This window comes from Tomitella gaofuii (genome assembly GCF_014126825.1).
GTDB lineage: Bacteria > Actinomycetota > Actinomycetes > Mycobacteriales > Mycobacteriaceae > Tomitella > Tomitella gaofuii.
This window is the reverse complement of record NZ_CP059900.1, coordinates 1194354-1218362: the sequence shown is the minus strand read 5'-3', so window position 1 is coordinate 1218362 and position 24009 is coordinate 1194354. Positions and strand designations below refer to the sequence as shown.

Annotated in this window: 23 protein-coding genes and 1 pseudogene; 8 read left to right on the top strand and 16 right to left on the bottom strand. The window is 72.5% G+C overall.

Annotation, left to right across the window (positions count from 1 at the left end; genetic code table 11):
* Positions 1–22: 22 nt before the first annotated feature.
* Positions 23–421 carry a DUF3499 domain-containing protein gene (locus H4F70_RS05535; protein ID WP_182359308.1) on the bottom strand — a complete coding sequence of 133 codons (399 nt, stop codon included), beginning with the start codon at positions 419–421 and terminating at the stop codon, positions 23–25.
* A 268-nt stretch (positions 422–689) separates the two neighbouring features.
* Here H4F70_RS05535 and H4F70_RS05530 point away from each other — a divergent pair, with 268 nt between their 5' ends.
* The gene (locus tag H4F70_RS05530; RefSeq protein WP_372497564.1) at positions 690–1133 is read left to right on the top strand and encodes a metallopeptidase family protein; all 444 of its coding nucleotides are present in this window, start codon (positions 690–692) and stop codon (positions 1131–1133) included.
* 87 nt (positions 1134–1220) lie between these two features.
* Here H4F70_RS05530 and H4F70_RS05525 read toward each other — a convergent pair whose 3' ends face one another.
* Entirely contained in the window at positions 1221–1478 is a 258-nt protein-coding gene (locus H4F70_RS05525; protein ID WP_182360205.1) for a WhiB family transcriptional regulator, read from the bottom strand.
* A gap of 699 nt (positions 1479–2177) precedes the next feature.
* Between H4F70_RS05525 and cofD the strand changes: the two genes are divergently transcribed.
* The 3 genes from cofD to H4F70_RS05515 are packed head-to-tail and all read left to right on the top strand — an operon-like array spanning position 2178 to position 5151.
* Entirely contained in the window at positions 2178–3209 is a 1032-nt protein-coding gene (cofD, locus tag H4F70_RS20365; RefSeq protein ID WP_235681356.1) for a 2-phospho-L-lactate transferase, read from the top strand.
* On the top strand, positions 3206–4579 hold the full coding sequence (locus H4F70_RS20360; RefSeq protein ID WP_235681355.1) for a coenzyme F420-0:L-glutamate ligase: 1374 nt from the start codon (positions 3206–3208) through the stop codon (positions 4577–4579). Before cofD ends, H4F70_RS20360 begins: the two co-directional genes overlap by 4 nt.
* Positions 4576–5151, top strand: coding sequence for an NUDIX hydrolase (locus tag H4F70_RS05515; RefSeq protein WP_182359306.1), 576 nt, complete (start codon positions 4576–4578; stop codon positions 5149–5151). The genes H4F70_RS20360 and H4F70_RS05515 overlap by 4 nt, the downstream gene beginning before the upstream one ends.
* A 27-nt stretch (positions 5152–5178) precedes the next feature.
* Here H4F70_RS05515 and H4F70_RS05510 read toward each other — a convergent pair whose 3' ends face one another.
* From H4F70_RS05510 to rfbD, 4 genes and pseudogenes are all read right to left on the bottom strand, one after another.
* Complete coding sequence (locus H4F70_RS05510) at positions 5179–6039, bottom strand: SGNH/GDSL hydrolase family protein (RefSeq protein ID WP_182359305.1); 861 nt, start codon at positions 6037–6039, stop codon at positions 5179–5181.
* Entirely contained in the window at positions 6032–7186 is a 1155-nt protein-coding gene (gene manB, locus H4F70_RS05505; RefSeq protein ID WP_182346055.1) for a mannose-1-phosphate guanylyltransferase, read from the bottom strand. Before manB ends, H4F70_RS05510 begins: the two co-directional genes overlap by 8 nt.
* Before the next feature lie 16 nt (positions 7187–7202).
* A complete protein-coding gene (locus tag H4F70_RS05500) occupies positions 7203–8081 on the bottom strand; it encodes a glycosyltransferase family 2 protein (protein ID WP_182360204.1) in 879 nt (292 codons plus the stop codon).
* 172 nt (positions 8082–8253) lie between these two features.
* Positions 8254–9179 (bottom strand): annotated as a pseudogene (gene rfbD / locus H4F70_RS05495) (dTDP-4-dehydrorhamnose reductase).
* Between the two features lie 508 nt (positions 9180–9687).
* On the opposite strand from rfbD, the gene H4F70_RS05490 reads away from it, so the two are divergent.
* The 3 genes from H4F70_RS05490 (at position 9688) to H4F70_RS05480 (ending at position 12780) form a co-directional block, all read left to right on the top strand.
* On the top strand, positions 9688–11238 hold the full coding sequence (locus tag H4F70_RS05490) for an LCP family protein (RefSeq protein WP_235681497.1): 1551 nt from the start codon (positions 9688–9690) through the stop codon (positions 11236–11238).
* 68 nt (positions 11239–11306) lie between these two features.
* Positions 11307–12050 carry a TIGR03089 family protein gene (locus H4F70_RS05485; protein ID WP_182359303.1) on the top strand — a complete coding sequence of 248 codons (744 nt, stop codon included), beginning with the start codon at positions 11307–11309 and terminating at the stop codon, positions 12048–12050.
* A 70-nt stretch (positions 12051–12120) separates the two neighbouring features.
* Entirely contained in the window at positions 12121–12780 is a 660-nt protein-coding gene (locus H4F70_RS05480) for a TetR/AcrR family transcriptional regulator (RefSeq protein WP_182359302.1), read from the top strand.
* Positions 12781–12895: 115 nt separating this feature from the next.
* On the opposite strand, the gene H4F70_RS05475 is transcribed toward H4F70_RS05480, so the two are convergent.
* The 8 genes from H4F70_RS05475 to H4F70_RS05440 form a co-directional block, all read right to left on the bottom strand.
* Entirely contained in the window at positions 12896–13522 is a 627-nt protein-coding gene (locus H4F70_RS05475; protein WP_182359301.1) for a TIGR03085 family metal-binding protein, read from the bottom strand.
* Between the two features lie 12 nt (positions 13523–13534).
* Positions 13535–15208: an FAD-binding oxidoreductase gene (locus H4F70_RS05470; RefSeq protein WP_182359300.1), complete on the bottom strand. Its 1674-nt coding sequence runs from the start codon at positions 15206–15208 to the stop codon at positions 13535–13537.
* 173 nt (positions 15209–15381) lie between these two features.
* Positions 15382–16230: a 3-hydroxybutyryl-CoA dehydrogenase gene (locus H4F70_RS05465; RefSeq protein WP_182359299.1), complete on the bottom strand. Its 849-nt coding sequence runs from the start codon at positions 16228–16230 to the stop codon at positions 15382–15384.
* A gap of 49 nt (positions 16231–16279) precedes the next feature.
* A complete protein-coding gene (locus tag H4F70_RS05460; protein WP_182359298.1) occupies positions 16280–17440 on the bottom strand; it encodes an acyl-CoA dehydrogenase in 1161 nt (386 codons plus the stop codon).
* Positions 17441–17696: 256 nt separating this feature from the next.
* Positions 17697–18473, bottom strand: a complete 777-nt coding sequence (locus H4F70_RS05455; protein ID WP_372497560.1) for a TetR family transcriptional regulator — start codon at positions 18471–18473, stop codon at positions 17697–17699.
* Complete coding sequence (gene purE / locus H4F70_RS05450) at positions 18470–19012, bottom strand: 5-(carboxyamino)imidazole ribonucleotide mutase (protein ID WP_182346064.1); 543 nt, start codon at positions 19010–19012, stop codon at positions 18470–18472. The genes H4F70_RS05455 and purE overlap by 4 nt, the downstream gene beginning before the upstream one ends.
* The gene (locus H4F70_RS05445; protein ID WP_268968385.1) at positions 19005–20288 is read right to left on the bottom strand and encodes a 5-(carboxyamino)imidazole ribonucleotide synthase; all 1284 of its coding nucleotides are present in this window, start codon (positions 20286–20288) and stop codon (positions 19005–19007) included. Before H4F70_RS05445 ends, purE begins: the two co-directional genes overlap by 8 nt.
* A gap of 128 nt (positions 20289–20416) precedes the next feature.
* Positions 20417–21415, bottom strand: coding sequence for a hypothetical protein (locus H4F70_RS05440; RefSeq protein ID WP_182359296.1), 999 nt, complete (start codon positions 21413–21415; stop codon positions 20417–20419).
* A gap of 506 nt (positions 21416–21921) precedes the next feature.
* Between H4F70_RS05440 and H4F70_RS05435 the strand changes: the two genes are divergently transcribed.
* On the top strand, positions 21922–22467 hold the full coding sequence (locus H4F70_RS05435; protein WP_276520745.1) for a GtrA family protein: 546 nt from the start codon (positions 21922–21924) through the stop codon (positions 22465–22467).
* Positions 22468–22521: 54 nt separating this feature from the next.
* On the opposite strand, the gene H4F70_RS05430 is transcribed toward H4F70_RS05435, so the two are convergent.
* Together H4F70_RS05430 and H4F70_RS05425 are read right to left on the bottom strand one after the other, a co-directional pair.
* Positions 22522–23013: a PH domain-containing protein gene (locus H4F70_RS05430; protein WP_182359294.1), complete on the bottom strand. Its 492-nt coding sequence runs from the start codon at positions 23011–23013 to the stop codon at positions 22522–22524.
* A gap of 11 nt (positions 23014–23024) precedes the next feature.
* The gene (locus H4F70_RS05425; protein ID WP_182346069.1) at positions 23025–23894 is read right to left on the bottom strand and encodes a biotin--[acetyl-CoA-carboxylase] ligase; all 870 of its coding nucleotides are present in this window, start codon (positions 23892–23894) and stop codon (positions 23025–23027) included.
* Positions 23895–24009: the final 115 nt, after the last annotated feature.

Here is a 24009-nt window from a genome sequence, read left to right as displayed (position 1 = left end):
GGCACGCCGCAGGACCCGCGCGTCAGGGCTCCGGGTCCGGCAGAACGCGCAGATGCCCGCGGCGCCCCGTCCTCGTGACGGGCGACGGCGCGGCGGTCGGCGACGTGTCCGGTCCGTGCGCCGGACCGTCGGCGGAACGCCTGCGCTCCCCCCGGCCGGCCTCGCGGACGGCCTCGGCGAGGGCGGTAAGGTCGTCCTCGTCCGGCTCGCCGGGCGCGAAACGCCCCTCGTGCCGGACCAGATCCCAATTGCGCGGCGCGGTGATGCGGACCGCATGCGCCTCGCACAGGTCCCAGGAGTGCGGCTCTTCGCTCGTCGCCAGCGGTCCCACCACTGCCGTCGAGTCCGAATACACGAACGTCAACGTGGCGACCGCCGGGTTGTTGCACCCCGGCCGACAGCATTTCCGCAGCATCCTCACAATCGTCGACCCTATCGCACTCGCGGCGCCGGCCTGTCGCACTCACCGCATGTCGCACGGCCCCGGCTGTTCCGCCCGCGCCTGCGCGCACCGGGAGGGCCTCGCGGGTAGCCTCGTCGACATGATGAGAGGGCCTTTCGGCGACCGTGCGGCCTCCGCCCGCGGCCTGGGGCGGCAGGGGCACACGGGCGCAGCGGGCGTGTCCCGCGCGTCCGCGCCCGGCCGGGGCGGCACGGGGGTACGCGGCCGCGTACCCAGTTCGCGCAGCGTGGAACGGCGCGGGCGCGGCCCCCGTGGCAGCATCCTTCCGGCGGGCGTCCCCGCGAGGCTGAGCCGTTCTGCGGCCTTCGACCAGCTGGCACTCAGCGCATTCAGCGCGATCGACGCGGAGTGGCACGACAGGCTCACCAAGATGGATCTCGCCGTGGACGACGTTCCGCGGATCAGCGCACGCAACCCGCGGTCGGTGGTGTGGCCCCCCGAGGTGGTCGCCGACGGGGCCGTGCCGCTCGCCCGCCTCATCCCGGCAGGTTTGACCCGCGACGGGCGCCCCACGCGGGCGCGGCTGGTGCTGTTCCGGCGGCCGCTGGAACTCCGGGCACGCAAGCCCGAGGAGTTGATGCTGCTCATCCACGACGTGCTGGTGGAGCAGGTTGCGAACTACCTGGGCGTGACGCCCGAGATCATCGACCCGACGCTTCGGGAGGACTGAGCGGCCGGCCCCCGCGGCGCCGCCCCGGGCCGCCCGTCACTTTCGAGCCCCTGTCGGGCTCGGGCGAACACCAGGCTCGGACTCCCCTCAGACGATGCCCTTCTTCAGACGGCGGCGCTCACGCTCCGAGAGTCCGCCCCAGATGCCGAACCGCTCGTCGTGTTCCAGCGCGTACTCGAGGCACTCGGCGCGCACCTCGCAGCTCTGGCAGATGCGCTTGGCCTCGCGGGTGGAGCCGCCCTTCTCGGGGAAGAAGGCCTCCGGATCCGTCTGCGCGCACAACGCCTGGTCCTGCCACTGCTCGTCCAGCGGGCCGAGATCCGCCCCCTCGAACCCGCCCACCAGGTCGAGTTCCGGGCGACCGGCGGCGACCGGCTCCTCGCCGAAGCCGTGACCGAACTCCCCGCACTCCCCCGACTGCGGTTCCGGTGCGGCCCCGGGCGCGGCGCCATCGGCCGCGTGAAGCTCCGTCATGTGAAACAGTCTGCGGCCAGATTCGTGACCACCGGGCTCATTCAGCATCGTGAAGGGTCCTCATCTGTCGTGGTGCCGTATGCCTGGGTTGGGCTGCCCGATCAGGCATCCGCTGCAGCTGCACCGTCCGCAAGCGACGCCCGTCGGCGTGCGCGCCGGGTGAACCGCCGGCCTGCGGCCGCTGCCGCCGAACGATCCAATGGTGAACATCCATGTTTACCATAGCGACCGATCGACACGCTCTGCGGCGTGAGCACCCGGGAGCCTGCACTCCCGCCATGATGCCTGCCGCCCGGAGACCGCGCATCCACCCGAATCACATGCCTGTGATTAAACACCTCCCCGACGCACCCTTCAACCCGAACGGCGAAATCGCTATATCATCCGCATCCGTCATTTTTGAAGGGCGACACGGAGGAGTCACACAGGCCCTACACGGCGACCTCCCCTTTTGCCGTGTGTTTTCCCTCACAACATACCTCTTCGCGCGGTCGCAGGAGAAGGCGATGGGCACCGCACGCCACCGACCTCGGCGGGGTGCGCGCGGCCCTACGCATTAGGCTCGTGCCCGTGAAGGTGACGGTCTTGGCGGGCGGAGTAGGCGGCGCGAAGTTCCTCCGGGGACTGCGGACACATCTGGGCATCCCCGGCGGCGAAGGCGCCGACGGCACGGGCGCCGGTACCGGCGTTTCAGGCGCCGACGGCCACTCCGTCACCGCGGTGGTCAACGTGGGCGACGACGTGTGGCTGCACGGCCTGCGCATCACGCCGGACCTCGACAGCTGCATGTACACGCTCGGCGACGGCATCGACCGCGACCGCGGATGGGGCCGGGCCGACGAGGGTTGGCGCGTCAAGGAGGAGCTCGCCGCGTACGGCGCCGACCCCGCCTGGTTCGGCCTGGGCGACCGGGACACCGCCACCCACTTGATCCGGTCCCGGATGCTGCGGGCCGGGTATCCACTCTCCGACGTGGTGGCGGCGCTGTGCAACCGCTGGCGCCCCGGGGTCCGGTTGCTGCCGGTGACCGACGACCGTTGCGAGACGCACGTCGTCGTCACCGACGAGGACTCCGGCGAACAGCGCGCGATCCACTTCCAGGAGTGGTGGGTACGGCATCGCGCACAGGTCCCGACGCACAGCTTCGTCCAGGTGGGCGCCGAGCGCGCCGTGCCCGCGCCCGGCGTCGTGGAGGCCATCGAAGAGGCCGACGTCGTCCTCATCGCGCCGTCCAATCCGGTGGTGAGCATCGGCCCGGTGCTCGCGGTGCCCGGAATCCGCGGCGCGCTGCGGACCACCGACGCGAAGATCGTCGGCGTCTCCCCCATCATCGCCGGGGCGCCGGTGCGGGGCATGGCGGACACCTGCCTGTCCGTCCTCGGCGTCGAGACGTCGGCGCAGGCCGTCGGCCGCATGTACGGCGCACGCGCGGAATCCGGGCTGCTGGACGGCTGGCTGGTGCACACCGGCGACCATGCCGACGTGCCCGGCGTGGACGTACGGGCGGTGCCGCTGCTCATGACCGACGACGACGCCGCCGCGGAGATGGCGCGCCAGGCGCTGGATCTGGCGGCCGGTCCGGCGGAAGAATCCGCGCAGTGACCGCCGGCGGGCCGGTCACCGGCCACCCCGTCACCCGCGACCACGCGGCGCCGAGCCTGACGATCCTGCCGATCGAAGGCCTGCCCGAGTTCCGTCCCGGCGACGATCTCGCGGCGGCGATCGTCGCGTGCGCCCCGTGGCTCGAGGACGACGACGTCCTCGTCGTCACCTCCAAGATCGTCTCCAAAGCCGAAGGCCGCATCGTGGCGGCACCGGGCGACCCCGATGAGCGCGACGCCGCGCGACGGCGCCTGGTGGACCAGGAGTCGGTCCGCGTGGTCGCGCGCAAAAACCGCACCCTCATCACCGAGAACCGCCTGGGCATCGTGCAGGCCGCCTCCGGGATCGACGGCTCCAACGTGCGCGGCGACGAGCTGGCCCTGCTGCCGGAGGACCCGGACGCGAGCGCACGGGACCTACGCGATGCGGTGCGCCGGCTGACCGGCGTCACGGTCGCGGTGGTGGTGACGGACACGATGGGCCGGGCCTGGCGGATCGGGCAGACCGACGCGGCGATCGGCGCGGCGGGCCTGGCGGTGAGCCACCCCTTCGACGGCAGCGTCGACGGGCAGGGCAACGAGCTGGTCGTCACGGAGATCGCGGTGGCCGACGAGATCGCCGCCGCGGGAGATCTCGTCAAGGGCAAACTGGGCTCGACCCCGGTGGCCGTGATACGTGGGCTGGCCCCGCGCGACGACGGGTCCCGCGCCCGCGACCTGGTCCGCGAGGGCACCGAGGACCTGTTCTGGCTGGGGACGGCCGAGTCGATCGAGCGCGGGCGCCGCGAGGCGCTGCTCCTGCGGCGCTCGGTGCGCGCGTTCACCACGGACCCCGTGGACCCTGCGCTCATCGAGGACGCCGTCGCGGAGGCGCTGACCGCCCCCGCGCCGCATCACACGGCGCCCGTCCGCTTCGTCTGGCTCCGCGACCCGGCCCGCCGGCGCGTGCTGCTGGAGGCGATGCGCGACGACTGGCGTGCCGACCTGGCCGCCGACGGCTGGAGCGCCGATCGCGTCGAGCGGCGGGTGCGCCGCGGCGACATCCTCTACGACGCCCCCGAGGTGCTCATCCCGTTCTGCGTGCCGGACGGGGCGCACGACTATCCCGACGACCGCCGCACCCGCGCGGAGGAGACGATGTTCACCGTCGCCGTCGGGGCTGCGGTGCAGGGGTTGCTCGTGGCACTGGCCGTGCGCAGCGTGGGCAGCTGCTGGATCGGCTCGACCATCTTCGCCCCGGCGACAGTGCGCCGCGTGCTGGACCTGCCCGCGGAGTGGCGTCCGCTCGGCGCGATCGCCGTGGGCCATCCCACCGGCGACCTGACGCCGCGCCCGCCCGCCGACACCGGAACACGGCTGGTCACCCGATGACGGCGCGGGACTCGGCAGCCGCGCAGGAACCCACCGCTCTGCATGCCTCCGCGGAGGCGACCCTGCGCGCGTGGCCCGCACCCGACACCGCGCAGGATGCGATGCGGCACACCTATCTCGCATTCCTCGACGCCGCGCCCGACGCCTGCCTGCGCCGCAGCGCGCCCGGTCACCTCACCGCGTCGGCGCTGCTGGTCGACGCGGATCTGGAGCGGGTGCTGCTGACGCTGCACCCGCGCGTGGGGCGGTGGATCCAGCTCGGCGGACACTGCGAACCCGGCGATGCGAGCATCCAGGCCGCCGCACTGCGCGAGGCCACCGAGGAATCCGGGATGGCCGGACTGGTGCTGGACCCGGTGCCGTTGGAGCTGCACACGCACCCGATCACCTGCTCGCTCGGCGTGCCCACCCGCCACCTGGACGTGCGCTTCCTCGCAGTCGCACCGGCGGGCGCGCAGCCGGTGCGGTCCGCGGAGTCCGACGACCTGCGCTGGTGGCCCACCGACGGGCTGCCGGACACCGCCGAGCACGAGACGATCGCCAGGATGCTCGCGCTGGCACGCCGCCGCTGACCCGGCACCCGCACCGCGCCCGGCGGTTCAGACCGCGTTCCGGTTCTGCGCCGGCTCCGCGATCGGCGTCAGCACCGGGTACTTGGGCCTGATGCCGTCGCCCGACGACGCGCCGCGCAGCCTGCGCCCCACCCAGGGCACCAGGAAGGTGCGCAGCCACTCGCGGTCCACGTCCCGCTGCTCGGACCGCGTCAGCGCGGGGGCCGGCGGCAGCTGCGGGCGCTCGACGGCGTGCGGAACGCCGAGCACGTCGAGCACCTCTGCGGCCATCAGCGTGTGGCCCCACGGCGACATGTGCAGCCGGTCGGTCCCCCACATCCGCGTGTCGTCGAATCCACGCATGTTCCAGTAGTCCACCAGGTCCGCGCCCGCCTGCGCCGCCGCGGGCCGCAGCAACTCGTTGTAGATGGCGGTGCGGCCGCGCAGGCGCCGGAACACCGGCGCCCAGCCCGCGTCGTAGGCGGTGAACACCAGCACCCGCGCGCCCGATGCAGTGAGCCGGCACAGCGCCGCCTCGTAGCGCGCCACCAGGGCGTCGAGGTCGAGCGAGGGCCGCATCATGTCGTTGCCCCCGGCGTAGACGGTCACCAGGTCCGGCTGCAGGGCGAGGGCCGGCTCGATCTGCTCGTCGAGGATCTGCGGCAGGAGCCGCCCGCGCACCGCCAGGTTCGCGTAGCCGGGCGCAGGGCCGCCCGCGTGAACGGCATGCGCCGCGAGCTGTTCGGCGACCCGGTCCGCCCAGCCGCGCAGCCCGTTGGGGCGCGCCACGTCGTCGTCGCCGACGCCCTCGGTGAACGAATCCCCCAGCGCCACGTAACGCCGGTACACCGGCCGGTCTGCCACGTCCTGCGCGTGCCGATCCACGAGGTCCCCCTTGCCGTCAGACATCGGTCGAGAACCGGACGCCGCCGTCGGGCAGGTTGACCCCGGGCCACACGCGCGCGCCGCCGACGAGCTCGCACCGCGCCCCCACGTCGGCGCCGTCGCCGATCACCGCGTCGCGGATCAGTGCGCGCGGGCCGATGCGGGCGCCGAAACCGATGATCGAACGCTCCACGACCGCGCCGGCCTCCACCTTGGCCCCGTCGAAGAGCACCGCACCGTCGAGGCGTGCCCCGGCACCCACCTCGACACCGCGCCCGACCACCGTGCCGCCGATGAGCAGCGCGCCCGGCGCCACGCCCGCGCTCGCGTGCACCAGCGACTCGCCGCGCGTCCCGTCGAGTGCGGGCGACGGCGCGATGCCGCGCACCAGGTCGGCCGACCCGCGGACGAAGTCCTCGGGCGTGCCCATGTCGCGCCAGTACGACGCGTCGACGTGCCCGAACACCCGCGCCCCCGCGGCGAGCAGCGCCGGGAAGATCTCGCGCTCCACCGATACCGGACGGCCCGCGGGGATCCGCTCGATCACCTTGCGACGGAACACGTAACAACCCGCGTTGATCTGGTCCGTCGGCGGATCCTCGGTCTTCTCCAGGAACGCCGTGACCCGGCCCGATTCGTCGGTGGGCACGCAGCCGAACGAGCGCGGGTCGCCCACGCGCACCAGGTGCATCGTGACGTCGGCCTCCTGGCGGGCGTGCGTCTCGAGCAGCGCGTTCAGGTCCGTGCCACCGAGCACGTCGCCGTTGAACACGAGGACGTTCTCGGAGGCGATCCGCGGCAGCACGTTGCGGATGCCGCCGCCGGTGCCGAGCGGGTCGGTCTCGGTGAGGTACTCGATGGACAGGCCCAGGTCGGCCCCGGTGCCGAAGTGCTCCTCGAACACCTCCGCCTTGAACGACGTGCTGAGGATCACCCGCCGGATGCCGGCCTGGCGGATGCGCGTGAGCAGGTGCGTGAGGAACGGCACCCCCGCAGTGGGCAGCATCGGCTTCGGCGCTGAGAGGGTCAGCGGCCGCAGCCGGGTCCCCTTGCCGCCCACCAGGATCACCGCGTCCGTCTCCTCCGCGCGGTGCTGACCCCGTGGCGCCGCCGCGCCTGCCGCAGACTGCCGGGTATCGCCGGTTCCCCACTGCCCGGACTGTACGGTCATCGCTTCGTCTCCGCTCTCACGCTTTCCCCTCGCCCCGCGTCGCCCCCGCCCGGCACCGCTCGCGGACGGCGGCCGCCACCGCCACCTGCGACCGGACGCGCAGCCCCGCCCACAGCGCCCCACGCAGCGGTGCCTGCCACCAATGGGGGTGTCGGTCCGCCTGGAACCGGTAGGCGCTTCGATGGTGCGCGGGCAGCATCAACTCCGGCGCCTTGCCCGCCGCATGTCCCTTGGCGTGCACCACGGTGGCGTCCGGGACGTACAGGTTCTGCCACCCGGCCCGGCCGAGTCTATCGCCCAGGTCGACGTCCTCCATGTACATGAAGTAGCGGGAGTCGAACCCGCCGATCGTGTCGAAGGCCTTCCTGCGCAGCAGGAGGCACGAGCCGGAGAGCCATCCCACCGGCCGCTCGCTGACCTCCTGCGACTCCTGCAGGTAGGCGCGCGTCCACCGGTTGGACGGCCACAGCTTGCCCAGCACCGCGTGCCCCGCTCCGTCCAGCAGGCCGGGAACGGCCCGCGCGGACGGATACCGCGAACCGTCCGGCTCCAGCACGGTGGGGCCCAGAGCCCCCGCACGCGGCCAGCGGCGCGCCGCGGCGATGAGCGCATCGATGGCGCCCGCCTCCCAGCGCACGTCCGGGTTGGCCACCACGACGAACTCGGCCGCCGGGTCGATCTCCCCGACCGCGCGGTTGATGGCGCCGCCGTATCCGATGTTGCCACCGGTGCGCAGCAGACGCGCTGAGGGGAACTGCTCCGCCGCGGCCTCCGGGGCACCGTCCGTGGAGCCGTTGTCGGCCATGATGACCTCGGTGGGCAGCACGGTGGCCGACGCGAGCGACTCGAGGAATCCACGCAGGTGCTCGCCGGGCGAATAGGTCACCGTGACCACGCTGAGCGTCGGCGTGGCGCCCGATGCCGGTCCGCCGGCGGGGGCCGCCGATTCGTCAGGAGGGGTCGGAGTCACGCCGGTCAGGGTATCCACAGCAGCGCGCCGCGGCACAACGAGGTGCCGGGCGTGCGCGGCGCGTCACGTCCACGCGGCGCACCCCGTCCGTCGCGGGTCACGGCGCCGCCAGTGCCGCGGCCAGGGCGGGCCGCCAGTGCCGCAGCGGGGTGAGCCCGGCATCAGCCCAGGATCCGCCGAGAGCACCGAGTACCGGCGGCGCGGCGCGGGCCGGGGCATGTCCTCGGTCAGGCACGCGCGCACCCGGTCCGGGTCCGCGCCGAGCTCCTCGAACACCGCGCGCGCCACCTCGTACCAGGTGGCCGCCCCGCCGCCCGCCGCGTGCAGCGTGCGCCCCACGGGCCCCGGCCGCGCGCCGGGCTCCGCCGGCCCCGCGGCGAGCACCTCCGTGAGCTCCGCGATCCCGCGGGCCAGGTCCCGGACGTACGTCGGGGACCCGCACTGGTCGTCGACGACGTCGACGCTCTCGCGTTCGGCCTCCAACCGCCGCATCGTCGCGACGAAATCTCCGCCGCCCGGCCGCGCCGCCCCGGTGTACACCCAGGCGGTCCGGACGATCACCGCCGCCGGGTGCGCCGATCGGACCGCCCGCTCCCCCGCGGCCTTCGACCGCCCATAGGCGGTGCGCGGATCCACGGGGTCGTCCGGTCCGCAACCGTCCGCGCCCGCGCACCGCTCGCCCGAGAACACGTAGTCGGTGGACATGTGCACCAGTCCGCAGCCGGCGTCGGCGCATGCGCGCGCGACGGCCGCCGCCCCCGCTGCGTTCACGGCGTGTGCGGCGGGCTCGTCGGCCTCCGCCGCGTCGACCGCCGTGTAGGCGGCGCAGTTGACGACGACGCGCGGCCGGAAACGCGTGACCGCAGCCCGTACCGCCGCCGGATCGGTGACGTCCATCTCAGCCGAGCCGACGCCCACCGCGTCGACTCGTCCCGCGTGCGGACCCGTTCCGCCACGCCATTCGGACAGCAACGCGGAACCCAGTTGACCTGCCGCTCCCGCGATCAGTATCCGCGTCGCCATGCCCCGTCCTCCCGTCTTCGGCGGGCGCCGGAGCCCGCCGCGGCCGCCGTTCGCCCGCGGCCGAGTCTGGCACGATCGCGGTCCGGCCTCCCGGACCGCGGCCCGCCGGACCGCTATTCTGGAACACCGACGGCGAGGAATCCGCGGGGCGGCAGGCGCGCCGGCATCGCAGCCCGTCGTCCGGGTTGTGCACAGCGAGAGTACCCAGGCGAGAAAGCAGAGCAGGCGACCGACAGGAGGGCTGCCCGTGCCGTCCGACCCCGACGGACGTGACCCCCGCCGCGGAAGCGATGCGGCACGGGCGCGGCGCCGCGGAAACAGCTCCCGGCGCGCCGCGGGATCCTCCGCCCACGGGCATCGCCGGTCCGGCCGGGACGGACGCGACCGTCCCGGCGACCGGGGCCGCGCCGGCCCTGGTCGTCCCGGCCCCGCCGGACGCCCCCGCCCGGCCGCCGCAGGCGCATGGGGGACGGCGCTCCGGCATCCCGGCAAGGTCCTCGTCACCCTCGTGTCGGTGCTGGTGCTCGTCGTCACCGGATTCGCCTGGCAACAGGTGGACTCGCTGCGCTCGAGCTTGACGACGGCCGGCGGCCTCGACCTGGGCGACGGCAAGGACGGCGCCGTCGACATCCTCATGGTCGGGATCGACTCGCGCACCGACGCGCAGGGCAATCCGCTCTCGCAGAGCGAGCTGGACATGCTCCGTGCCGGCGAGGCCGACGCCACCAACACGGACACCATCATCCTGATCCGCATCCCCAACGACGGCTCGTCGGCCACCGCGGTGTCGATCCCGCGCGACTCGTACGTGAAGGTCCCCGGACTGGGCATGTCCAAGATCAACGCCGCCTACGGCGAGACGAAGGCGCTGGCTCAGGAGCGGCTCATCGAGAACGGCGTGGATCCGGCGAAGGCGGACGCCGAGAGCACGAAGGCGGGCCGGCACGCGCTGCTGCAGGCCGTGGCCGACCTCACGGGCATCACCGTCGACCACTACGCGGAGGTGGGGCTGCTCGGGTTCGTCCTGTTGACGAATGCCGTCGGCGGGGTGCCGGTGTGCCTCAACGCGCCCGTCGACGACCCCTACTCGGGCGCCGACTTCCCGGCCGGCCCGCAGACACTCCACGGGGCCGACGCGCTGAGCTTCGTGCGCCAGCGGCACGGGCTGCCCCGCGGGGACCTCGACCGGATCGTCCGGCAGCAGACGTACCTCGCCTCGCTCGCCCAGGAGGTGCTGAGCGCGGACATGCTCGCGAACCCCGCCAAGCTCAATCAGCTCAATTCCGCGGTCCAGAGGTCGGTCGTCGTCGACTCCGGCTGGGACATCGTCGGCTTCGCCCGCCGCCTGCAGGACCTGTCCGCGGGCGCGGTGACGTTCCAGACGATCCCCGTCGAGGACCCCGCCGGCACGTCCCCGGACGGCGAATCGATCGTGGAGATCGACCCGACGCAGGTCCACTCGTTCTTCGAACGGCTGGTGGGCCGCGGCGACGGTCCCCCGGCGCAGTCCGCCGACAACGGCGGCAGCGGCAGCAGCGACGGCGGGTCAGGCGGCAGCGGCGCCGCGGACGACGGACGCCCGCTCGACGTCGACCCCGGCGCCGTGACCGTCGACGTTCTCAACAGCTCGGCCATCGGCGGACTCGCGTCGTCGGTGTCGGAGGCGCTCGGCTCGGTCGGGTACGGCGCCGGCCGGGTCGCCAACTACACCGGAACGCCGCCGGCCGCCTCACAGGTGCGCGCTGCTCCGGGGAGCCGCGACGCAGCGACCGCCGTGGCACGCGCATTGGGCGGACTCGAAGTGGTGCCCGACGACGCGATGGCGCCGGGAACGGTCACAGTGGTCCTGGACGACCAGTACGCCGGTCCCGGCTCGGGATCCTGGTCTGGCACCCTGGTGTCCGGGACCGACGGCGTCTCCGGGTCCGGCGGTCCGTCCGCGTCCGGGGACCCGGCGACCGGCGGCGGGCAGCCCGGGCAGGCCACCGGGCAACCCGGCGCCGACCACCCCGTGGGTCCCGCCGTGAGCGCGGACGACGGCGTCCGGTGCGTGAACTGACCGCGAGCCGCAACGCCGCCGGCAACGCGCAGCGGAACCGCCGCACACATCCGCATACGAGGTGAACCGTGACCCCCACCCACCGCACACTCACCGAGAAGCTCGTCGACCCGATCCTGGCGACGAGCCCGGCCACCCCGCGCGTGACGTACTACGACGACGCCACCGGCGAACGCGTGGAGCTGTCCACGGTGACGTTGATGAACTGGGCCGCCAAGACGGCCAACTTGGTGCACGACGAGTTCGCTGCGGAACCCGGCACCCGCGTGCGTATCGTGCTGCCGGCGCACTGGCAGACCGCTGCCGTACTCCTGGGCTGCTGGTGGGCGGGCTGCGAGGTGCTTGTAGGCACCAGTGACGAGCAGGCCGAGATCGCCTTCGTCGCCGAGCCGCTGCTGCAGGCGGAGTCCGCCGCGGCGGCCCTGGACGCGGACGAGCTCGTGGTGCTGTCGCTCGACGCGTTCGGCAAGCCTGCCGTCGCGCTGCCGCCCGGAGCCACGGACTACGCGACGACGGTACGCCTCCACGGCGACCGGTTCATGCCGCAGCGGATCGACGCCGCCGCCCCTGCGATCAACGGGCGCAGCATCTCCGAGGTCGCCGATGCGGCACGGGCGGCCGCCACTGAGCGTCAGATCACGGATGCGGATCGGGTGTTGTCCACATCGGAGTGGGATGACGCCCGGTCGATACTGACCGGGTTGCTCGCCCCGTTTGCGGCCGGGGCTTCGCTTGTGCAGGTGAGCAACCCGGACGACGCGTCGATGTCACGCCGATATGAAATCGAAAAAATCACGGTGGACCTGCGGTAACGAACTGGTATCGATAATCTCGGCCAGATCTCGGGAAGCCAAGGCCCGATCGGATAACTAGTATGGTGGCATGGCTACAGACCAGCCCCCCATGAAGCGGAGGCAAGCCGGTGGCGGCCGGCCCGGTCGTCGGCCCGGGCGACCGGACACCCGTGAGACGATCCTCGACGCCGCCCACCAGGCTTTCACATCCCAAGGATTCCGCGCGGCAACAGCGAAATCGATAGCGGACGACGCCGGAGTCGACCCCGCTATGATCAACTACTTCTTCGGTTCCCGGCAGGGGCTGTTCCGTGAGGTGCTCTATCGCCATCACGAGCCCGCCGCCAGGCGGGCCGAGGTGGCGGAGAACATCAACGACGACAGCGCACAGGGCATGCGCGGCATGGACTTCGCCGAACGCCTCATCCGCGAGGTCCTGCGCGCCTGGGAACGCCCCGAGACCCAGAGCCTGCTCACCGGGCTGATCCTGTCCGCCGGCGAGGACCCGCAAACCGACGAGCTGATCCTCGCCGTCGGCGACTCCACCGGCGAGGTGGTGGAGAAGCAGCTCACCGAAGCGGGGATGGACGCCGCGCTCGCGCACCAACGCAGCGCGGTCATCGTCGCGATGAACATGGGGCTGGTCTACGCCCGGTACATCGTGCAGTCCCCGGTGGTGGCGGAGATGTCGGTGGACGACGTCGTCACACGGTATGCGCCGGCCGTCCGCGGACTGCTGGCGGACTGACCGGCCTCTCACTTATCCGAACATCCGACCCGGCCCCGGCCGCGCACAGCGCGGCCGGGGCTTTTGCATCGCCGCCGCGGAAGGCCGGAGGGACCGCGGTTCAGAGGCCGACGACTCAGGGGATCGTGCGCTTCATCTCCCGCACCGCACGCGCAGACTCGGCCGGCCCGTCCGCGTCGATACGGACGGCGTCGCGGCCGAAGGCGTGCAACAGCAGTTCCTCCGGCTCCCCGCGCAGGGTGACCCCCGCGCCGCCGCCTCCGTGCACGCGGACACCGGACCGGCCCGGCGCCTCCAGCGTGACGGGAACCGGCGCCGACGAGTACGCGCGCCGTCCCAGCATCGTCGCCGCTTTCCACAACGCGCCGCGGACCGGGGCCGGCAGCTCGCGCGGCTCCCACCCCTCGTGCGCTCGCCGCACGTCCTCGTGGTGCACGATGTACTCGACCAGATTCGCCTTCTCGTCGAGGTAGCGCAGCGGCGAATACCAGGGCGGGCCGCTGCGCACCGCATCCAGCAATTCGCCGAAGTTCCTGCGCGCCACCGACTCCTGCACCCGCGCGGTGTACCCGGCGAGCGGTGGAAGGAGGATGCCGGGCGCGGCGTCGGGCCGGCTCTCCCGCAGCACCAGGTGCGCGAGCAGGTCCCGTACCGTCCACCCCGCGCACAGCGTGGGCGCGTCCGGCCCCACCTGCTGCATCGTGTCGACTATGGCCCGTCGTTCTTCCTGCACGAATCCCATGCGCCGAGGCTACTACCGCGGCGCCCCGCTGCCTGGGCTCCCGCCGTCCGCCGTCCGCCTGTCCGCGGGCACCGGCCGCGGGGCGGAGTCCACGAGGACGCCCGGGTTGAGCACGCCGCCGGGGTCGAGCGCCGACTTCGCCGCGCGGAACGCGCCCGCGAACACGTCCGGGCGCTGCCCGTCATACCAGGGGCGGTGGTCCCTGCCCACCGCATGGTGGTGGGTGATGGTGCCGCCCTCGCGGGCGATGGCCCCGCTCACCGCGGCCTTGATCCCGTCCCACTGCGCCACGGTCGCGCCCCACCGCCCGGCCGCGTAGACGCCGAAGTACGGCGCTGGCCCGTCCGGGTACACGTGGGTGAACCTGCACGAGACCACGCCCGGCGCCCCCTCCTGCGCCATCGCGTCCTGCGCCGCCGCGGTGACCGCGTGGCGCAGCGCGTCGAAACGGTCCCAGGTGCATGCCGTCTCGAAGGTCTCGACGATCATCGACCGTGCCGCCAGGGCGTCCCGCTGATACGGCATGCGCAGGAACGACGAGCGCCATCGCCGCGCGGGGCCTCCGGCGTCCTCGGCCCCCTCCGCCCCGCGTCCGCCGGCGCGGTCGTCGCTGCGCCGGTCGCGGACCTTTCCGCCGTGGTCTGCGCACAGCTCGGCCGCACGGTCCATGGCGGCGTCCACCGGATGGTCGGCGGATTCGAAGCCGAGCACCAGCACACCCCCCTGCGATGCCGTCCCGGCGTTGAGCATCGCCTCCACCGGGTCGAGCAACCGACAGTTCGACGGGGCCAGCCCGGACTGCGCCAACGCCCTGGTAGCCGCGATGCCGCGGGCGTATTCACCGAAGTGCACCGCGGCCGACGCGGTGAACCGGGGACGGTCCTGCAGTCGCATCCACGCCTCTGTGATGACGCCGAGCGTCCCCTCGGAGCCCAGGAACAGCGCGTCCGGCGACGGTCCGGCGCCGGACCCCGGCACGCGCAGAGATGCGGACGTCCCCACGGGGGTCACCACCCGCAGCGATTCGGCGAGGTCGTCGATGCGGGTGAGCACCGTCGCGTAATGACCGCCCGCACGGGTGGCCAGCCAGCCGCCGAGCGTGGAGAACTCGAAAGACTGGGGGAAGTGGCGCAGGGTCAGGCCCGAGGGGCGCACCGCGTCTTCGAGCGCCGGGCCCAGGATCCCCGCCTGGACGCGCGCGGCCCTGCTGGCGGCGTCCACCTCCAGGACCCGGCCCATCGCCGTCGTATCGAGGCTCACCGCCGGGCCGTCGAAGCGCGGCTCCACCCCGCCCACCACGGACGAGCCGCCGCCGTAGGGGACGACGGCGATGCCCGCGCCGGTGCACCAATCGAGCACATCGCACACGTCCTGTTCGGTACGCGGCCGCGCCACCAGGTCCGGCACGTGGCCGACCGTGCCGTGCAGGTTGCGCACCACATCGCGGAACGCCTTGCCCCGGGCGTGCGCCGCACGGTCGTCGTGGCCGTCGGACACGAGTGCGCGCAACGACCCGGGCGCGGACACCCGCGGCGCTGGCAGCGGCACATCACGGACGTCCGGCGGCCGGTGCGCGGTGAGATCGACGCCCGGGAGCAGGGAAGCCACCCGTTGCTCCAGTGCGGCGGCCTCCGCCCCCGTCACCGCGGCGTCGTCGTCGCCCCAGCCCCACCACGAACGCCCCACCCGCTCCCCTCCGTCCCGCCGGCGCCTGCATCTTCCACCGCACCCTAGTCCGCGGACACCGCGGGGGCCTGGGAACAGGCGGACGCCCCGGCGGGGATCTCTCCTGGCCGGGGCGTCCGCCCACTGTCGCTCACGGCCGCGGCACGCGCGTGCGCGCCGCCAGCCCGGAAGACTCAGTTGTAGTCGTAGAACCCCTTGCCCGTCTTGCGGCCCAGGTGTCCCGCATCCACCATGCGGCGCAGCAGCGGCGGGGGGCACATGTGCGGCTCGCCGAACTCGGCGTACATCGACTCCGCCGCGGCCAGCGCCACGTCGAGGCCCACCGTGTCGCACAGCGTCAGCGGGCCCATCGGGTGGCCGCAGCCGCCCTTCATGCCCGCGTCGATGTCCTCCTTGGTGGCGTAGCCCGACTCGTACATCCGCACCGCCGAGAGCAGATACGGGATGAGCAGCGCGTTGACGATGAAGCCGGAACGGTCCCCCGCCTGCACCGCCGTCTTGCCCAGCGTGCTGGAGGCGAACTCGGTGACCGCGGCGGCGGTCTCCGGGGAGGTCGACAGCGTCGAGATGACCTCCACCAGCGGCATCACCGGGACCGGGTTGAAGAAGTGCACGCCGACGACCTTCTCCGGCCGGGTGGTGGCGTTGGCGACCTTGATCACCGGGATCGACGAGGTGTTGGTGGCGAGGATCGCGTCGGCCTTGACGATCTGGTCGAGCTTGCCGAAGATCTCGGCCTTGAGCGACTCGATCTCCGGCGCCGCCTCGATCACCAGGTCGGCGTCGGCGAGGTCGGCCATCTCCAGCGTGACGGTGACGCGCGCGAGCGCCGCGTCGGCGTCGGCCTGCTCCAACTTGCCGGCCTTGACCCCGCGCGCGATCGACTTCTCGATGCGGGCGCGGGCCGCGTCGGCGAACTCCTGCTTGGTCTCCAGCACGGTGACCGCGGTGCCCGCCTTGGCGCAGACCTCGGCGATTCCGGCGCCCATGGTGCCGCCGCCGACCACTCCTACTTGCTTCATAATCTCGCTTTCGTGTCGGGATCCGTGACCGGCGCGATCGCCGGCCCGTTCACTTCAGCAGCGCCCGCGACATGACCATGCGCTGGACCTGGTTGGTGCCCTCGTAGATCTGGGTGATCTTCGCGTCGCGCATCATACGCTCCACCGGGAAGTCGGTCGTGTACCCGGCGCCGCCGAACAGCTGCACCGCGTCCGTGGTCACCTCCATGGCCACATCGGAGGCGAAGCACTTGGCGGCGGACGAGATGAAACCCAGGTTCTTCTCGCCGCGCTCGGCCCGCGCCGCCGAGGTGTAGACCATCAGGCGGGCGGCCTCGAGCTTCATGGCCATGTCCGCCAGCATGAACTGCACGCCCTGGAACTCGCTGATCGACTTGCCGAACTGCTTGCGGTCCTTGGTGTAGTCGATGGCGGCGTCCAGCGCGCCCTGGGCCAGGCCCACCGCCTGCGCGCCGATCGTGGGCCGCGTGTGGTCCAGCGTCTCCAGCGCCGTCTTGAATCCGGTGCCGGGCGCGCCGATGATCCGATCGCCGGGGATGCGGCAGTTCTCGAAGGCCAGCTCCGCGGTGGGGCTGCCCTTGATGCCCAGCTTGTGCTCGTAGCCGGTGACGGAGAAGCCCGGGTCGTCCTTGTGCACCATGAACGCGGAGATCCCGTTGGCGCGCTTGTCCGGGTCGGTCACCGCCATGACGGTGTACCAGGCGGACTTGCCGCCGTTGGTGATCCAGCACTTCGATCCGTTGAGGACCCACTCGTCGCCGTCGGCCTTGGCGCGGGTGCGCATCGAGGCGGCGTCCGAGCCGGCCTCGCGCTCGGACAGCGCGTAGGAGGCCATGGCCTCGCCCGAGGCCAGCTGCGGCAGGACCTGCTTCTTGAGCTCGTCGGAGCCGTTGAGGATGAGCCCCATCGTGCCCAGCTTGTTCACCGCGGGGATCAGCGACGACGAGCCGCACACCCGCGCCACCTCCTCGATGACGATGCAGGTGGCCACCGAGTCGGCGCCCTGGCCGTCGTACTCCTCCGGCACGTGCACGGCGTTGAAGCCGGACGCGACGAGGGCGTCGAGTGCCTCCTGCGGGAACCGGGACTCCTCGTCCACGGCCTTGGCGTGCGGGGCGATCTCCTTCTCGGACAGCGAGCGGATCGCCGCGCGCAGCTCCTCGTGCTCATCGCCCAGCTTGAACAGGTCGAAATCCGGGTTTCCGGCCATCGGTGGTCCTCCTCGTAGGTCCCATGGGCAGCGGCGACGTCCGCTCGGCATGACGCGCGCACGCCCGCTGACACTCAGTGCCTGGCAATCAGTACTTGACACTCAGTGCCATTCACCGCTCCTCACGGACGCCCGCATCCTCGTCGTCAACGCCCACAGCGCCTAGACATCCGTCGCTGTGATGCTACTCCCGCCATCCGCCCGCACGTCAAGCCCTCGCGCCCGGTGGAGAGGGCGGCCGCCTCGCCAGATGGCACTAAGTGCCAACGTCGGTGTCGGAATCGACGGCGGCGTCGGCGGAACCGGCGGCGGCGCGCGCCAGCCCGGAGCGCACCGCGTCGGCGATCTCGTCGTCGGCCGAGGCCTGGTCGGCGACGACGACGACCACCCGGCGGGCGGCGGGCGCACGGTCGTCCCCGGCGCCGTCGCAGCGGGGCGCATCTCCGCGCATCCGGGTGCGGATCAGCTCCAGCTCGGAACGCAGCCGAGGCAGAGTGGCCTCCGGGTTGCCCCGCAGCATCTCGCGCAGCAGATAGTTGTGGCCCGCGGTCACCGCCGCCGCGAACGGGACGATCACCAGTGGAGACGCGGACGGGGCCACCGCGCCCAGGTGGTCGGTGAACAGCCGCTCGTAGCTGTGCACCGTGACGATCTCCCGCTCGCGCAGCGCCTCGACGGCGTTGACCACGCGATAACGCCGCACCGACAGCGCCCGGTTCTCCTCGAACCGACGGAAGACCAGTTCCGCCGCGTCGCACACCGACTCCCACGGATCCGCACCCGGATCGCACCGCGCCTGCTCGAGGAACTCCGCCGCCTGCGCGAGCAGCGCGCGGTGGTCGGCGAAGACCACGTCCTCCTTGGAATGGAACTGGCGGAAGAACGTGCGCCGCGAGATCCCTGCGGCCGCGGCGATCTCGTCGACGGTTGTGGATTCGAACCCGGACTCGGCGAAGAGGCGGATCGCGGCATCCATCACCCGCAACCGCGCCGGGCCCTGCGTCTCGCGCTCGCCGGTCGGCACGGGATTCACCCCATCAGCTTCGCGCGCAGCGCGGCGTCCTTGTCCGCCACCATGCGCTCGAGCCCCGCCTGGAACTCCACCATCCGCTCGCGCAGTGCGGCGTCGGACGCCGCGAGCATGCGGACCGCGAGCAGGCCCGCGTTGCGCGCGCCGCCGATGGACACCGTCGCCACCGGCACGCCCGCCGGCATCTGCACGATCGACAGCAGCGAATCCATCCCGTCGAGATGCTTGAGCGGGACCGGCACGCCGATCACCGGCAGCGGCGTGGCCGAGGCCACCATGCCCGGCAGGTGCGCGGCACCGCCGGCGCCCGCGATGATCACGCGCACCCCCCGGCCGTGGGCGCTGCGTGCATAGTCGAGCATCTTCTGCGGTGTGCGGTGCGCCGAGACGACGCCGACCTCGAACGGCACGTCGAACTCCGCCAGCGCCAGCGCGGCGGCCTCCATCGTCGGCCAGTCGGAATCGCTGCCCATGATCAACCCGACGCGCGCGGCGCCCGCCCCCGGCGCACCTGGGGTCTGCTCCGGCTGCTGGTCAGTCATCCGCGTGCCCATCCCATCCGTCGGTCCATTCCGCGTGCGACATCCAGTGTGCCGCGCGCTCCGCCCTTTCACGCACGTCCGCCGCGTAGGCCGTGTCGTCGGGCGATCCGGGGAAGGCGCCGGTGATGTTGATGTGCCCCAGCTTGCGGCCCGGACGCTCCCCCTTGCCGTACAGGTGCACCTTCGCCTCGGGCATCCGCGCGAACAGATGGTGCATCCGCTCGTCCATCGACATTTCCGGCGCCTGCGCGGCGCCGAGGACGTTCGCCGTCACCGTGAGCGGCGCCCTGGGCGACGGGTCGCCGAGCGGGTAGTCGAGCACCGCGCGCAGGTGCTGTTCGAACTGGGAGGTGACGGCGCCGTCCTGCGTCCAGTGACCCGAGTTGTGCGGGCGCATGGCCAGCTCGTTGACCTGGATCTGCGGGGTGCCGTCCGGCCCGTCGAACTCGAAGAGTTCGACGGCCATCGACCCGACCACGCCCAGTTCGTCGGCCAGGCGCAGAGCCAGCTGCTGCGCGCGGGAAGCCAGATCGGCGGAGATGCCGGGCGCCGGAGCCAGCGCGAGGGCGAGCACACCGTCGCGCTGCACCGTCTCGACGACGGGCCACGCCGCGCCCTGGCCGAACGGCGACCGCGCCACCATCGCGGACAGCTCGCGGCGCCACGGCACGGCCTCCTCGACCATGAGCACCGTCCCCGCGGCGCGCTGCGCGGCCACCACCTCGGCCGCCTCGTCCTCAGAATGCAGAACCCACACGCCCTTGCCGTCGTATCCGCCGCGGGTCGCTTTGACCACCACCGGCCACGAATGACGCTGGGCGAACCCGGCCACGTCCGCGGTGTCCTCCACCGGCGCGAAGTCCGGCACCGGGGCGCCGAGTTCGCGCAGCCGGCTGCGCATCAGCAGCTTGTCCTGGGCATGCACGAGCGCCTCCGGTGGTGGCAGCACCGTCACCCCCTCGGCGACCAGCGCATGCAGATGTTCCGGCGGCACGTGCTCGTGGTCGAAGGTGAGCACGGACGCACCGTCCGCGGCGCGGCGCAGCGCCTCGAGGTCCGTGTGGCTGCCGAGGACGACGTCCGCGGACACCTGCGCCGCGGACTCGTCCGGCGCGCCCGCGAGCACCCGCAGGTTCTGTCCCATCGCGATGGCCGCCTGCTGCGTCATCCGCGCCAGCTGCCCGCCGCCGATCATCGCCACCAGCGGCATCACGCCCGCCGCCGCGGCCGCCTCGCCGCGGCCGGGAGGGGCGGATTCCCGCGCGCCGCCGCGGATGCGCGCGTCACCGCGCGCGGCACTGTCGTCGTCGGCGGGGGCGGAAAACGATTCGTCGGTCACGGCTGTCCATGGTGTCACGGAAGCGGCTCGTGCGCCGACGCGCCCCGGACATCTGTGCACGCAGCTCAGCGCTCCGGAGATCGCCGCGCCGCAGGGTTCTCCGGTCCGGTGCGCACCGGCGGAAACGAGATCCTCGCGACGATGTCCGCGTTCGCCGGGTCGGCCAGCGGGTCCGGCCGAAACCAGCGCACGGCGCCACGAGTACGCGCATCGAGGTCGATGCGCCGTCGCGTGCCGTCCGGGGACTGCGCGGTGAGCATGCCCGTGACCTTCCACTCCGTGCCGTCGACGCCGCGCGCCGAGTCGGCTCGATGTCGCTGCGCCGTGACCTCGGCGATGGTGGCCGGATCCTCGACGGGGACGAAATGCCGCTCCGCGTCGAGCACCCGCAGCCGGTGGGCGTCGCCCTCGATGTGCACGGCGCCGTAGCGGGGGTCATCGCCCAAAACAGGGCGCATGTGGCCGACCAGGAACAGGCGCCCGTCGACGAGGACGGTATTGCCACCCTCCGTGCACACGCGCTCCACGGTCAACGTCCCGTCGTCGTCGTGATCGCACCGGAACACCTCGTAGCGGGAGGTGATCCAACACCCGTCGCGGTCGGCGTGCACCCTGCGGGTCCACTGGTCCACCGGCGGCTCGATGGTCAGCGGCAACAGGTACTCGACCACCCGCGGCGGCGTCGACCTCGTGTCGACGTGCAGAAGTACCGGATCCGACCGGTCCATCACCCACACGTCGGGACCGTCGACGGAGACTGCGCCGGCGACGAACTCCAGCTTCGCCGTCGGCACGTCGTGGACGTCCAGATCGACCAGCACGCCCGTCGCCCGGTAACCGTCTTCGTCGACAACCGGGTCCGACCAGAAGCGGTGCGGGGTGGACTCGACCTCGGTCAGCCGCTCGGCGCCGTCCACGGCACGTATCCCTCGTTCGACGTGCTCGCAGCGCTGCTCGACCAGCCGGACCCGACGGACCCGACCGCGCACCCGTGCCGCGTTGTTTGACGACGTCCAGCCGATACCGACGACGAGCGTTCCGGTGAGTTCGACTCGTCCGGCCATAGGCCGCTCGGACCACCATTCGGCAGACCACCCGTCACCGATCACTTCGTGGGGCCAGCGCAGCCGACCGGCAGGGGCGTGCCCGAACATCGGCCGCGCGGTGGCCTGCACGGCTCGCTCACAGGGTGAAGGTGTCTGCCCAGCGGGTTCGAAGGTCAATTCGACATCGAGGATGTCTCCGCGATCGGGCGGCGCAAATGCGCCGTCATCGAAAACCCACCCTGAAACGAACACGGCGATGGTGTGATCAGCCGTTTCGGAAGTCATCGTGAACACCCCGCGCACTCGACGAACCGATGGGCGAAGCCATCGGGCACGGGGCTACCTTCCCCGGAAGCTACCACGATGCGTCCGACGCGGCCGCGCTCATCGACGGTTCCGCGCCGCAATAGAGGGGTCCTGCGGGCGAGATCCCGCACACACTCGGCGCCCGGCCTGCGCCGCAGCGCACACGCCGGGCCGTACGGAATCTAGACTGTGGCATCGTGGCCTATGTCGACACCGTGATGGGGATGATCCCGCAGCCCTTCCGGGATCTTGCGCTGCGCCACGCCGAGTTCATCAAGTTCGCCATCGTCGGCGGCACCACCTTCGTCGTCGACCTGGCCATCTTCTACTGCCTCAAGCTCACGATCCTCGAACCCAAGCCGCTCACCGCCAAAGTCGTCTCCGGCGTGCTGGCCATGCTCCTGTCGTACTACCTCAACCGGCAATGGTCGTTCCGCTCCCGCGGCGGCCGGCACATCAGCTCCGAAGCGGTGTTGTTCTTCGTCGTCAGCGGCATCGGCGTGGTGCTGAGCTTCCTCCCGCTGTGGGCATCCCGCTACGGGCTGCACCTGAACGCCGAGCGCTATTCGCTGACGGTCGAGAACATTGCGGACTTCGTCAGCGCGTACGTCATCGGCAACCTGCTGCAGATGGCCTTCCGGTTCTGGGCCATGCGGCGTTGGGTGTTCCCGCACGAGGACGAGACTACCGAGGTCGACGTGTCCAAACGCCCGGGATCCGGCCCGCCGGATCTCCCCGAACCGCGGCTGACGCCGCGCGGCTGACGGCTGAGCCGCCGCTCGCCCCGCCCGCGCGGCGGCGGGCTTCGGCCCGTCGGGTCAGTTCCAGCCGGCCTCTTCGCGGATGAGCCGCTGCACGCGCCGCGCCCCGGGCATGCCGGCGAATTCCAGCGGCTCCGCGGACGACGACCGCAGCACCAGGGTCCCGGCCCCCAGCAGCCGCTCCGAAAACGACCGGCGGAAACGGACGTCGCTGACGCGGTCCAGTTCCAGCTCGAACCCGGAGCGCGAGAACACACCCTGGCGGACCATCACGCGACGATCCGTGACGACGAAGTGCGTCGACCGCCACCGCAGCCACGGCAGCACGCACCGCCACCACACGGCACCGCACCACGCCGCCGCGAGCAGCCCGTACAGCACCGCTGTGAGACCGGATCCCGCATGCCGCTCGATCAGCCCGCCGCAGATGCCCGCGGCGCCCGTCAGAACCGGCAGCAGCAAGGCCGCAGGGAGGACGGACTTCCAGTGCGGGTTACGGTGCCACAGCACGATCTCGCCCGGTTCCAGGGCGTTCGCAGGGTAGGCCATCGCCGTCCCGGTCAGCCCGCGCCCGGCGCGGCGGCCGGGCGCACGTGCTCGACGTCCCCCGCCGCCACCGCCACGGGCCCGCCCGGCCCTGCGTCGATGAGCAGGCATCCTCGCTCGTCGATGCCGGTCGCACGGCCCACGTGCGCGTCGCCGCCGGGCAGCAGCGCCCGCACCTCGCGGCCCACTGTGCTGCAATAGCGCAGGTAGTCGGCGGTGAGTTCCGGGGATTCGCCGCGCATCCCCTGCCATCGATGGGTTCTCGAAGCCAGGTTCCGCAGCATCGCCCGCACCAGCGTGTTGCGGTCCAGGCAGGCGGCGCCCTCCACCGCCAGCGACGTTGCGGTAGGCACCGGAAGCTCGTCAGCCGACTGCGAGACGTTGAGCCCCACCCCGACGACGATCATCGGGACGTACGGTGCCCCCGGCCGCGCGGCGGGCGCCGAAACCTCGGCGAGGATTCCGGCCACTTTCCGTCCGTCGACGAGGACGTCGTTGGGCCATTTGAGCAGCGCGTCGACCTCCGCGACCTCGCGGAGCGCGTCCACCACGGCGACGCCGGTGAGCAGCGGCAGCCAGCCCAGCCGGTCCGGCGGCACGCCCGGCAGGCGCAGCACCGACGACATGAGCACCTGCGACTGCGGCGCGCACTCGAACGACCGGCTGCGCCGCCCGCGGCCGGCCACCTGCTGTTCGGCCAGCAGCACCGTCCGGTCCAGCGATTCGGGGCGCCGGTCCCGCGCGATGCGCCCGAGCAGGTCCTCATTGGTCGACCCCGTCTGCGCGACCACCTCGAGCCCCGACCACGGCGCGTCCGCCGCGCCGGTCAGGCTGCGGCGCAGGCCGCGTTCGTCCAGCGGCGGCCGACCCAGATCCCCGTACATGGACCCCACACTATTCCGCGTGGCGACTCTCCTGCACCGCGCCGTGTGCGCCACTGTGCGCAGCCGCACACCCGGTACCGGCCGGTAGCCGGACCTCGGGACGATGACGTGTGGC

Coding starts and splice junctions, on each gene's coding strand:
- H4F70_RS05440 (WP_182359296.1), bottom strand. CDS start 21,415: ATGGCCGGACGAGTCGAACTCACCGGAACGCTCGTCGTCGGTATCGGC.
- purE (WP_182346064.1), bottom strand. CDS start 19,012: ATGACTGACCAGCAGCCGGAGCAGACCCCAGGTGCGCCGGGGGCGGGC.
- H4F70_RS05510 (WP_182359305.1), bottom strand. CDS start 6,039: ATGTCTGACGGCAAGGGGGACCTCGTGGATCGGCACGCGCAGGACGTG.
- H4F70_RS05425 (WP_182346069.1), bottom strand. CDS start 23,894: ATGTACGGGGATCTGGGTCGGCCGCCGCTGGACGAACGCGGCCTGCGC.
- H4F70_RS05515 (WP_182359306.1), top strand. CDS start 4,576: ATGACGGCGCGGGACTCGGCAGCCGCGCAGGAACCCACCGCTCTGCAT.
- manB (WP_182346055.1), bottom strand. CDS start 7,186: ATGACCGTACAGTCCGGGCAGTGGGGAACCGGCGATACCCGGCAGTCT.
- H4F70_RS05475 (WP_182359301.1), bottom strand. CDS start 13,522: ATGGGATTCGTGCAGGAAGAACGACGGGCCATAGTCGACACGATGCAG.
- H4F70_RS05460 (WP_182359298.1), bottom strand. CDS start 17,440: ATGGCCGGAAACCCGGATTTCGACCTGTTCAAGCTGGGCGATGAGCAC.
- H4F70_RS05430 (WP_182359294.1), bottom strand. CDS start 23,013: ATGGCCTACCCTGCGAACGCCCTGGAACCGGGCGAGATCGTGCTGTGG.
- H4F70_RS05465 (WP_182359299.1), bottom strand. CDS start 16,230: ATGAAGCAAGTAGGAGTGGTCGGCGGCGGCACCATGGGCGCCGGAATC.
- H4F70_RS05435 (WP_276520745.1), top strand. CDS start 21,922: ATGGGGATGATCCCGCAGCCCTTCCGGGATCTTGCGCTGCGCCACGCC.
- H4F70_RS05480 (WP_182359302.1), top strand. CDS start 12,121: ATGGCTACAGACCAGCCCCCCATGAAGCGGAGGCAAGCCGGTGGCGGC.